8 protein-coding genes and 1 pseudogene are annotated in these 10,499 nt (G+C 39.7%); 2 read left to right on the top strand and 7 right to left on the bottom strand.

The annotated features are described in order from the left end of the window. The coding region (locus AC1DND_RS12615) for a hypothetical protein (RefSeq protein ID WP_477582044.1) at nucleotides 1–496 on the top strand (496 nt) is incomplete at its 5' end. A gap of 177 nt (nucleotides 497–673) precedes the next feature. Here AC1DND_RS12615 and AC1DND_RS12610 read toward each other — a convergent pair. Both AC1DND_RS12610 and AC1DND_RS12605 read right to left on the bottom strand, forming a co-directional pair. Beyond that, a complete protein-coding gene (locus tag AC1DND_RS12610; protein ID WP_477582042.1) occupies nucleotides 674–1,855 on the bottom strand; it encodes a cation:proton antiporter in 1,182 nt (393 codons plus the stop codon). A 70-nt stretch (nucleotides 1,856–1,925) separates the two neighbouring features. Beyond that, nucleotides 1,926–2,231, bottom strand: a pseudogene (locus tag AC1DND_RS12605) (acyl-CoA thioesterase); the annotation flags it as partial. A 420-nt stretch (nucleotides 2,232–2,651) separates the two neighbouring features. Between AC1DND_RS12605 and AC1DND_RS12600 the strand changes: the two are divergent. Then, nucleotides 2,652–4,139 carry an alpha-amylase gene (locus AC1DND_RS12600; protein WP_477582040.1) on the top strand — a complete coding sequence of 496 codons (1,488 nt, stop codon included), beginning with the start codon at nucleotides 2,652–2,654 and terminating at the stop codon, nucleotides 4,137–4,139. 119 nt (nucleotides 4,140–4,258) lie between these two features. On the opposite strand, the gene AC1DND_RS12595 is transcribed toward AC1DND_RS12600, so the two are convergent. The 5 genes from AC1DND_RS12595 to AC1DND_RS12575 all read right to left on the bottom strand — a co-directional run bounded on the left by AC1DND_RS12595 (nucleotide 4,259) and on the right by AC1DND_RS12575 (nucleotide 10,403). Further along, entirely contained in the window at nucleotides 4,259–5,182 is a 924-nt protein-coding gene (locus AC1DND_RS12595; RefSeq protein ID WP_477582039.1) for a hydroxypyruvate isomerase family protein, read from the bottom strand. 25 nt (nucleotides 5,183–5,207) lie between these two features. After that, nucleotides 5,208–6,203 (bottom strand): FAD:protein FMN transferase, encoded by a 996-nt coding sequence (locus tag AC1DND_RS12590; RefSeq protein ID WP_477582038.1) that lies wholly within the window; start codon nucleotides 6,201–6,203, stop codon nucleotides 5,208–5,210. 10 nt (nucleotides 6,204–6,213) lie between these two features. After that, nucleotides 6,214–7,533 (bottom strand): Gfo/Idh/MocA family oxidoreductase, encoded by a 1,320-nt coding sequence (locus AC1DND_RS12585; RefSeq protein ID WP_477582037.1) that lies wholly within the window; start codon nucleotides 7,531–7,533, stop codon nucleotides 6,214–6,216. Nucleotides 7,534–7,567: 34 nt separating this feature from the next. Beyond that, nucleotides 7,568–8,533 carry a formylglycine-generating enzyme family protein gene (locus AC1DND_RS12580; RefSeq protein ID WP_477582036.1) on the bottom strand — a complete coding sequence of 322 codons (966 nt, stop codon included), beginning with the start codon at nucleotides 8,531–8,533 and terminating at the stop codon, nucleotides 7,568–7,570. Between the two features lie 592 nt (nucleotides 8,534–9,125). Then, entirely contained in the window at nucleotides 9,126–10,403 is a 1,278-nt protein-coding gene (locus AC1DND_RS12575) for a type IX secretion system plug protein (protein ID WP_477582034.1), read from the bottom strand. Nucleotides 10,404–10,499 lie beyond the last annotated feature (96 nt).

The raw sequence follows: 10,499 nt of genomic DNA, 5'->3' as shown, positions 1-10,499 counted from the left end.
ACCTTACATTGCCATTCTAAAAACCCAAAATGGAAAATACAAAGGGATTTTATACAAAGTAGATTCAGTAGATGCGATCCTAAATCATGATGGCGAATTTATTAAGGTTCCGATTAATGAAATTAAAACCGTGCAGATCAGAACGATTAAAAAGGGCTATGAAGGAATGAGTTTTATTAAAATTGGTGAAGATCGGGCAGAAGAATATAAAATGAATACAGCTGGTAAAATGGTTGATAAATGGGGCAAGGAAGAACCTACTTTTAAGGAAGACGCAGCGGCAACTGTATTCTCTGTGGTTTTTACCGCAATGGCAAATGCTGTTGCACTGCCTATCCATGCCATTAATCCGAATTTAGCACGTTTTAACTTTAATAAAATAGATAGAAATAAGTTAAACGAACTCAGTTATTATTCCATTTATTATCAGGCCAATCCCAATGTGCTGGCCGAGCTGAACCAGCTAAAAAGCATTTCATCTTCATTTAAACCTTAGGTGTTTGGCGTGTGGCGTTGGGCGTTTGGAGTGGATTAACCGGTTTAAACAAATGAAGATATATCTGTCTAGATAGATCTCTCTCCCGACTTAATGTCGGGACTGCGCTACAGTCGAGATGACGATCATTCTATTAGAATCTATACGATCAACCCAATGAACCAATGAACCAATGAACTAATGAACCGCACTATTTCTCTTGCTTAAGGTTATCCCCAACGTCATTACAATACTCGATCCCAGTACAACCAGGAACAGGAATGGCGTACCCACCTCAGGTATTTTTAAGGAAGCTGGCAGGTTGAAATAAAGCAAAATGCTAATTAAGCCGCGGGGTGCAATGTATAAAATCGGACTCAGGTTTTCTTTTTTGAATATTTTGAGAAATACCACTCTGATAATGTAAATCGATATTAAAATGAAAAAGCCGTTGGCCAGTACAATTTTGTTGTTCAGGTCGCCAATATTCATGGTAAAGCCAAAAATAACGAAGAAAAAAGTACGCAGAATAAAAGCACTTTCGGCCGATAACTGATAGAGCTGGGATAAATCGGCTGTTAAATTTTTGTATAAAAAGACACTTCTAAACCAGGCATTCTCAATCGTATCGGCATTATTCAGAAACAGGCCTGTGCTCAAAATCAACACCAGAGAGGATAAGTGGTAAGACTGACCAATGGCATAAACCAGTATCAGTATGGCTATAATTAAGAAGAATTTAATGTGGTGTACCAATCGGCCCATTACATACAATAACACCACACAGGCAATGGCCGATAGTAAAAGGATGAGGAAGGTACTTAAACCTAAGCCAATAAAAGCAGACGTATTGATCGAATGGTTGGTAATGGCAAAATTGAAGATGATAATGCCTAAAATATCAGAGAAAGAAGATTCATAAATTACAAATTCTTTATCGGTATTGTTTAATGCCGCTGCGGAAGGGATGGCAATAGCTGAGCTGATTACGCTAAAGGGAATGGCATTTGCAATACAGGTATATAAATCGTGGTGAGTAATCTGGTAGATAATACTGGTTATTACCACAATAGTTCCCATTAAAATGCTTAGGGCAGAGAAAAAAGCACTGCGTATAACCTTGTTTTTATGCCGGTCGTATTTAAGCTCGAGAGAACCCTCAAAAACAATTAAAATTAAGCCTACGGTACCCAATGTTGGTAGAATGGAGAGGAAATTGAAGGTTTGTATCTTAAGGTTATCGACCAGCAAACGTAAACCAATACCTAGAAGGAGCAGCAATAAAACCGATGGTACTTTGGTTTTACTTGCCACTAAATCAAACAGATAAGAGAAAATAACTAATCCGCTTAAAATAATAAGGATGGTATAAGTTGTCATATTTTTCAGCGTAGGGTAAACCGCTAAAATAAAACAATCATGCTAAGCAAAAAGAAATTTAATGTAAAAATTATGCTTTAAAGAAAAGAGCCTTTAGCTCGCTGGCATCATCAGGGTTCATTTTTCCACCTAAAACCAAACGCAATTGCCTGCGGCGTAAAGCCCCGTCAAATAAGTCAATTTCTTCGGGTGTTTCTGGTATTAGTTCTGGCACAGGGATGGTACGGGCACTCTGATCTACCGCAACAAAGGTATAATAAGCCTCATTACTTTTTTGGCGTGCACCACTTGGAATATTCTCTGCCCAAACATCTAATCGAACTTCTACTGAAGTATTAAAAGCTCTCGTCACTTTGGCCTCAATGGTAATTACATCCACGGAAGCACGAAAAACACGGAAAAACTTTAATCTCCTCTGTGATTTCTGTGTTTCGGCGGCTAATTAATTTTTGAATAGGCGTTATGTTTTAAAAGCGGTTCCTTAGATTCTGGCGGATTTGGAAGTTGTTTCTRCGRTGATMTGCGTAATTAGCAGGAAAAGCACGCATAAAATTGTTCCCGCAGATTCAAGAGATTTTCGCAGATTTATTATTTTGTTTTTCTGCGGTGATCTGCGCAATTAGCGGGAAGACATAGGCAAGGTGGTTCCTGCAGATCAAATGGATTTTCGTAGATTTAAGTTGTTTTTCTGCGGGCATCAGCGAAATCAGCGGGAAAAGCTTGTGTAGGGGTGTTCCTGTAAAACCAAAAAACAATTCGTAAAAAATCATGTTATCCATACAAAAAATCGAATTTAATGCAAAACCAGACCCTGATCCAATTTTTCCATTGGTATTATAACGAAGAACAAAATTTGTGGACTAAAGTAGCTGCCGAAGCGAGTCATTTAAAAGAAATTGGCATAACCGCTGTTTGGTTGCCTCCAGCCTATAAATCAAACAATGCGGCTTACGATGTTGGGTATGCGGTTTACGATCTGTTCGATTTGGGCGAGTTCGATCAGAAAGGAAGTGTGAATACCAAACATGGCTCCAAAGATGAATATATCAAAGCTATTGAAGCCCTGCACCATAATGGAATTGGCGCTTTGGCCGATGCGGTTTTTAACCACAAAGCCGGGGGCGACGAACTCGAAAAAATAGCCGTTAGAACTGTAAATCCGGAAGATAGAAACGAATTTACCAGCGATGTTTTCGAAATAGAGGCCTGGACGAAGTTTACTTTTCCTGGCCGACAGGGCAAATATTCTGAATTTATATGGAATCATGAGTGTTTTAGTGGGGTAGACTGGGCCGAAGACCTCCAAAAAACGGCTATTTATTCGATCCAGAATTATTTAGGAGAAGGTTTTGAAGAGGTCCCTTCTACCGAATTGGGCAATTATGATTATCTGATGTTTAACGATATCGATTACCGCAACAGGGCTGTAGTTGAAGAGTTAAAGTACTGGGGCGAATGGATAGTGGAAACCACCAAAGTAGATGGTTTTCGGTTAGATGCAGTTAAACATATCAATCCGGATTTTATTGTAGAGTGGATCGATCACCTGAACCAAAAATTTAACCGCGAATTTTTTATTGTGGCCGAAGATTGGAATGTGGTGGATAGGGAAGGACAATTAAAATATATTGAGATTACAGGTGGGCGGACCCAAATATTTGATTCGCTTTTGCACCATAATTTTTTCCTGGCGAGTAAGGACGAGGAATTTGATATGCGGACGATTTTTGATGGAACCCTGGTTCAGGTAAAGCCAGATCTGGCCGTAACATTTGTTGATAATCATGATTCGCAACCTTTGCAGGCACTGGAATCTTACGTCGATTTTTGGTTCAGACCTTTGGCTTATGCTATCATTCTGTTGCGTGTACAGGGTATTCCGTGTTTGTTCTTTCCTGATCTGTATGGAGGGATTTATGATGATAAAGACAAAGAAGGTGATGAGGTACATGTGGAGCTGGTCGCAATTCCTGCAGTAGAAACCATGAGTAAAATTCGTACGGCCTTAGCCTACGGTGAGCAACGCGATTATTTTGACCACGGCATTTGCGTAGGATGGACCCGTGCTGGTGATGAGGAACATGAAAATAGTGGCTTGGCAGTATTGTTAAGCACGGGAGAAGAAGGGTATAAAGAAATGGAAATCGGTAAACACTTTGCCGGAAAAACCTTTGTTGATGCTTTAGGTTACAGACAACAAGAAGTAACCATTGATGAAAATGGTTGGGCGGAGTTTCATTGCAATGCGGGAAGTGTATCGGTGTGGGTATTGAAAGGGGGGTAGGGCTCAATAAATCGTCATTGCGAGGCACGAAGCAATCTTAATGCACTCGCTGGTAGCGATCGTTGTAAGATTGCGTCGTCGGCTGAAAAAGCCTTCTCGCAATGACGATTTTTTATTACCTACAAAAAGTTATCCTCAGCCCTGTAAGCAGAAATAACAGCCAATTCGCCTTCTTTTCCACCTTTCGAATTGCCATGCTCCATGCCCATCACACCTTTATAACCTTTTTTATGCAGGTGTTTAAATAGATTTTTATAATTGATTTCGCCGGTTGTAGGTTCTTTTCGGCCCGGATTATCACCAATCTGGATGTAGGCAATTTCATCCCAGCAACGGTCGATGGTTTTAATTAAGTCGCCTTCTGTACGTTGCATGTGATAAATATCGTAAAGGATTTTACACGAAGGACTTTTAACGGCTTTACAAACCGCATAGGTTTCATTTGTTTTTTGCAGGAAAAGCTCTGGGGTATCGCTCAAGGTTTCTAAAACCATAATCAAACCGTGGGGTTCGAAAATTTCTGCTCCGGCACGCATGGCATCAATTACGTTAGCAAATTGATTGCCATAAGGCAGGTTGCGTTCATAAAACCCAGGTACAACGGTAAGCCATTTTGCATTACAACGTTTTGCGGCTTCAACCGATTTTTTGCAGGTTTCTACAAATTTGTCTTTAAATTCCTTTTTGCCAGTGGTTAAAGAGGTTTTCCAGTTATCGCCTCCATCTACCACAAAAACGCCCATGCGCATACCCAGTTTCGCCAGGAGGTTTCCAATTTTTTCCTGTTCTTCTACTGAACGGTTTAGGTAGCCGTTATCTTCGATAGAACGGAAACCTTTATCGTACATAAATTGGATCTGATCTAAAAAACTCTTGCCCGCATGATTTTCGAACATGCCCTGGTGTGGGGCATAATCCATGTTAAAAACCTTATCACTTAACGTATTTTGCTTTTCAGCTGCAAAGGTGTTGGTAATTCCGGCTCCTGTAGTTATTGCACCAGCAGTTAATAAGCTGTTTCTTATAAATTCACTTCTTTTCATCGGTTTGGTTTTAAACGGATAGATATTAATGTGTAATTAATTTTTTGAACCCTGTAGTTAAGGTATCAGCCACTTTGCCATCTTTTTGATGGTACACAAAATAAGCTTCGAGGTTTTTTCTGCTTTCTACAAAGGCGATGGCATCTTTAAGGTGCATGGCCATTAAGGCATTATCGTAGCCATCGGCTGTAATGGCATCATTAGCGTACACTGTTACGCTGATCATTTCATTATCTAGCGGATAACCTGTTTTGGGATCGATCAGGTGTGAAATCTTTTTCTTTCCGCTCTGGTGAAATTTACGGTAATTACCAGAGGTGGTGATTGCTCCTGAATTTATCGCAGCGATATGCCTGATCACAGGCGTTCCATCCTTATCCGGGCCTTCAATACCGATTTTCATGGTTTCGCCATTGGGTTTAGGTCCTGAAATCCGAATTTCGCCCCCTAGTTCGGCCACATACTGTTTAATTCCTTTTTTTTCGAGATAAGCGGCAATTAAATCAACACTATAACCCTGGGCAATTCCGTTTAAATCGATCTGCACACAGGGCTTTAGTTTGCTTAATAAACCATTCTTTAATTTTAGGTTTTTCATGCCTACGCAGGCGAGTATCGATTTAATGACTGCTGGATCGGGCTCGTTTTTAGCTTCTTTTGGCCCAAAACCCCAGGCTTGTACCAATGGAGCAACCGTAATATCGAAAACACCTTTTGTATCCCGATTGATCTCAAAACTCCTTTTGAGCACATCATTTATAAAACGGTCGGTTTTGATTTCTTTTTTAGCAGCATTAAATTGATTTATCAATGATCCCTTTTTGTAAAGCGACATCGATAAATCAATTTCGTTTAATAAACTATCTATACCTGCCTTAGTGGCTAAACTATCAGTGGCATAGTACATTATAGCATAATCGGTTCCCTGCGCATAACCATTGATTTTGTATTGCCTCACTTCTTTTTTCAAGGAGAAAGCAAAAATCAGTGGTAAAAGGAAAAGCAAAAACCTATAACGCATCAGTTTAGTTTTAAATCACCTTTGCTTGTCCAGGCATGGCGATAGGGTATAATCCTTTTTCATCAGGCATTAACCTTGGGTTCGCATCCCATGCAAAACGCTCTGGCATTAAACTGATGTTCGAAGCTAAAGCCTCATCCCATTTAATGGTTTGACCAGAGTAAGTAGCATAACGGCCGATAATTGCAGAGAATGTGCTGGTTGCAGCATAGTCTACATTACTGAATTTATATTCTCCCTTAGAAACCGCATCGAACAGTTCGTCGTGTTCTGTTTGGTAAGGATTTGCGTTTCCTTTGGTATTGTGGTTATATAGCTCTTTGCCACTGTAATCTTTCATAATGGCCTGATTGCTGCCTGAAAGATAAATCTTGCCTTTGGTACCTTGAAAAGATTCATCCACACGATTACTGATACCCTCGAAATGTCGGCACTGGCTATTAATTACCGCACCATCTGCATATGTTAATTCGATGGAGTGGTTATCGTAAATCTCTCCGTAATCTTTTCCTGTTCTCCAGGCACGGCTACCTGTTCCCTGTACCGAAACTGGATGTCCGTTTTTTATCCAGTTGGCAATATCGATATTATGTACATGTTGCTCAACGATATGATCGCCGCATAACCAGTTGAAATAATACCAGTTTCTCATTTGGTATTCCATTTCGGTTTGGTTTGCTTTACGCGGACGTACCCAAACGCCACCACTGTTCCAGTATACCTGGCCCGACATGATATCGCCAATGGCACCATCGTTAATGCGTTTCATCGACTCACGATAGTTGGTCTGGTAACGGCGCTGTAAACCTACTACAACATTTAATTTTTTCTTTTTGGCTTCTTCGGCTGCGGCCAATACCTTTCTAATGCCCGGTGCATCTACAGCAACAGGTTTTTCCATGAAAACTTGTTTGTTCTGTTTAACCGCTTCTTCGAAATGGATGGGGCGGAAGCCTGGAGGAGTTGTTAATAACACTACATCTGCTAATGGGATGGCTTTTAAATAAGCATCGAAACCTACAAACTGGCGTTCTTTTGGAACATCCATCTTTGCTCCAAATTTCGAACTTAACGATTGGTAACTGCTGTCCAGGCGATCCTGAAAAGCATCGGCCATAGCCACTAGCTTAATATTGAATTTAGTGCTCAAGGCCTGGAAAGCGGCTCCTGTTCCACGGTCGCCACAGCCAATTAAGGCGATTTTAATCGTATCTGATCCTGAAGCATAAGCGCCGGCCAATGGGATACTGCTTAACATTGCGCCACCTGCGAGCATTGCTGTCGCTTTTAAAAAATCGCGACGATCTTGTTGGTTGATTGGTTTTTTCATGTGTTTAGTTTTTATTTTGGTTAGATAGTGTCGGTTAAAAGTCTTTTATAGGTTGTTTATTATAATAAGCATCAATTTCGGCTTTTGATGGCGTTTTAGCTGGTCGTACTAAACGCATGCCTACAAATGGCGCTTCGGGGAACCACCAATTGCTTTTCGGAATCTGTGGATCTAATTGTTTCCATGATGGATCAGACGCTAACCTAACTGTTGATGTCAGGTTGTTCGGTATTTCATCATAAGAGCCACCGCGAACTACATTTGGGTAGAGTTTTTCGGGTACTGCCACAGGGTTTTCTGCAGTTTTATCCTTGCTTTGACTATAGAAATCAGCGATATATTGGTCGTAAGTCCATTCGCTAACGTTTCCGTACATATCAAATAATCCCCATGCATTTGGTTTTTTTTGCCCTACCTGATGAGTTTTATTGTCGCTATTGTCTTTATACCAGGCATAATCTCCTAATTTGGTTGCATCATTGCCGAAAGAATAATTGGTTTCTGTACCTGCTTTACAGGCATATTCCCATTCGGCTTCTGTTGGTAAACGGTAGAAAATACCTGTACGCACATAAAGCCATTTGCAAAACTGGATGGCATTATATTGTGTCATTGCTACCGCTGGCTGATGCTCTTTACCCATGCCAAAAGTCATATCGAGATAAGGTTTTGTGGGTCTGGTTACCGCATCCACCTCGGCTGGAATAGCACTTATGCTGGCTTGTTTTTCGTAATCGCGATAAAGAAAGGGTTCGAAAATATCCCAGGTTACTTCATGTTTTCCAATCCAGAAAGCATCGAGTTTAACCTCGTGAACGGGTTGTTCATCAGGTTTCCCTGTTTTACTTCCCATCTTAAATTTGCCTGCTGGTATAGCCTGCATGTCGAATTTTAATTTTGTTCCATTAATGGATTGTGTGTACGAGTCACTAGAAGTTTGTGCTGAAATCTGCGCACAAGGATAGGAGATTAATGCTGCGGCAATTAACTTTTTAAACATAATTTTTGGTTAGACACACTTATTTTCTAGGTGTTTATCTGGTTACTTTCTGAAATGCTAAAGTAAATAACCACATTTAAAACAAAGAAAACTTATGTAACAATAAAGGTAAGAAATGTAACATTAAAAGTCAAATTGACAATTAAAGCTATCGTCATCCTGAACTTGTTTCAGGATCTAATTGGCGAAGATCTTTTAAATCGATATCACTTGTAATTATTTGACTAATAACCTGAGTTCGATTAATGTTTAAAAATTAATGTACTTCATTAGGACGAATTGGCTAGCCGTTCGTCATGCTGAATTTATTTTATTAGCAGTTTTTATTGTTTTAAAGGCCTAATAGCTACTTCGTGGTCAGCATCTTTCCTGTTAAACCGTCTTGCTATAAAGACCCTGAAACAAGTTCAGGGTGACGACCGTTCATGTAAGGCGCCAAATAACCCAAATTAAAGCACATTATTAATCGAACTCAGGTTAATAGTATTATAGGTGAAAGGTTTTTTTGCACATAAGGAATATAAGGTCATTTAAGCTTATATTTCTTATATCGTTTGTTTTGCATTTTGATGCATCATCATTGCAAGCTGAGTTACCTCCTATCGGTAACTTTATTACTCAGGTTGGTATAACCAATCAATGTATCCCAGCGCGCACCGGGGCGGCGATAATAAACAAAGATCTGATAGCTGTTTTCGGTCTGGAAGAATGCACCTTCGAAAGGTTTGCTTTCCATTACCTTGGTGTCTTTATTAAACCAGGCAAACTCATAATCATATAGGCCCTGTTTAAGTATAACATTACCGTAAAACTGTTTCCTGTTGGCATCATATAACAGTTTATTTTCATTGCTCATGGTGTAATTATTAAACCGGCCAACAACATAAGCATCGCCATTTGGGCTGGGTGCCGGAGCATTTAATGTAAATAAAACACTCATGTATTCTGCTTCTGTTTTATCGTCACGTCCGTCGGTATTGCGGATAAAAAAGTTTCCGTTTTCATCGTACTGATTGGCAAATGCACCAACAGTTCTGGGGGCATCCTGAAAAAGCATCACGTTTACGGATTGATTATCGCGATAAATATCTTTAACATTATCAGCCTTGTAACGCAAACTCCTTGTATCAAATTTTCTAAATTCGTTGTCTCCCCAAAAATCATTCGTATTGAGATCGTTATAAACCAATTGGTTTGGTCTTACAAAAGATGGTTTCGTGTTAACCTGGATCGTATTGGCATTGAAGTTTTGCATCACTACTGCTTTTATATCCTGGTAGGGGTTCGGGATGGGAAAAGCATGGTTAATGGTGAAATTGATTTTTTGCTTGTAGTTTCTGTTTTCAACCTGCATGGAATTGTTTACTTCTGCCGCTACGGCAACCTGACTATCGAGGATGTAGAAGCGTTGCGAAATAACAGGTTGGTTTTTATCGCCATCTAAATAAACTTTTAACACATAATTACCCCCAATTTTCGGCTGTATTTGGGTATTGGGTAAACTGATTTCGTAATGGGTATATTTTCTTGTGGTGTTGGAAGAATAGCGATAATTGATGATGCGATCGTCGTTAAAACTTCCTAGATAATCGATGCTCGAAATTTTCGAAGTCTCCCATTCTGCGGTACAATGCTCAATGGTATACCAGTAGTTTTTGGTGCCTGCAAGTAAATCGTCGAACGAAAAAGTTATCGTTTCTGAAGAATTGAGCATAATTACAGGTAGGCTCTGCTCTTTATTGCTGTTATAGCAAAGTACAGTTTTAATATTTGGAAGATAAATTTTATTTCCGTTGGTAAACGTTTTGTCGTTTTGCGCGAAGGCCAGGGTAGAAATGAAAAATAAAATCGGAATTAATATTTTCTGCATGGCTAAAAGTAAAGTTTTATTGGGAAGTGGCAAAATGGATATACTGTTATGCTTATTCGTGGTGTCAGATATTTTTATCTGACACTAAATGATAAC

This window comes from Pedobacter sp. 01N416, from assembly GCF_056399685.1.
Note: the sequence above shows the minus strand (reverse complement) of the source record. Positions and strands in the feature narration are given on the sequence as shown.